The sequence below is a fragment of the Oleiphilus sp. HI0066 genome (assembly GCF_001635725.1).
Genome location: NZ_LWFH01000739.1, coordinates 1 through 976, shown reverse-complemented (window position 1 = coordinate 976; position 976 = coordinate 1). Strand labels below are relative to the sequence as shown.

Below are 976 nucleotides of genomic sequence, written 5' to 3'. Positions count from 1 at the left end.
ATAACGTGCAGCGAGCCGATCTTTTGCTTGATGTAAAGCGTGCATGCTTTTCGCTAATTGCTCGTTATCGGCACTTGCACTCGGAATCGCCATAATTCCGCGCAAACATAATTTATCCATACCCGAAATCTGCTCGGCTAATGCATCCAATTCATCAAGAGAGATTCCAGACTTCGTTTCCTCTTGATCGATATTCACTTGAATACATACATTAAGCGCTTCCGATGTTTCTGGTCTTTGATCGTTCAATCGTGTTGCCACTTTTAGGCGGTCGACACCATGCACCCACGCGAAGCTTTCAGCGATGGGACGTGTTTTATTCGATTGAATCGGACCAATAAAATGCCATTCAATGCTGCCTGCTTTTTCAGGTGCTAATGACAAGATCTCTTCTTGCTTCTCAAGGGCTTCACTCAGGTAATTTTCCCCAAATAATCGTTGCCCTTGTTCATAGGCTTCGATCACCGACTTAGCTGTATGTTTCTTGCTCACAGCGAGTAACTGAACCGAGCCACTTTCTCTCTCAGCCCGAATTGTTGCTTTTTGTATTCTTAAACTAACGCTCTGGAGCTTGTCTGCTATGCTAAACATTATGCTAATCAATAAGATAGTGGTGTTAGGGGTTAAGTTCTCTGAAAGCCATACCTATCAAGGCTTAGAACATTTCTGAGCCGTATGGGCAACAACTAATTATCTCAATAAGTTTAACAAGATGAGATTTTTACTCTAGTGAAAATCTAGTCCTATAGAGGGTTCTCATGGATATTACCGAACTGCTCGCCTTCTCTGCGAAGCAAGGCGCATCAGATTTACATTTGTCATCAGGCTTACCACCCATGATTCGTGTTGATGGCGATGTACGTCGTATCAATCTACCAGCGATGGAACACAAAGAAGTGCATCGCCTGATTTACGACATTATGAATGACAAGCAGCGTAAAGATTTTGAAGAATTCTTAGAAACCGACTTTTCATT

At 42.5% G+C, this 976-nt stretch carries 1 protein-coding gene and 1 pseudogene; one reads left to right on the top strand and one right to left on the bottom strand.

All coding sequences use genetic code 11. From position 1 onward, the window contains the following. On the bottom strand, window positions 1-591 hold a 591-nt coding region (locus A3738_RS09020; RefSeq protein ID WP_068763548.1), incomplete at its 3' end, for a YggS family pyridoxal phosphate-dependent enzyme. A gap of 167 nt (window positions 592-758) precedes the next feature. Here A3738_RS09020 and A3738_RS09015 point away from each other — a divergent pair. Next, window positions 759-976, top strand: a pseudogene (locus A3738_RS09015) (twitching motility protein PilT); the annotation flags it as partial.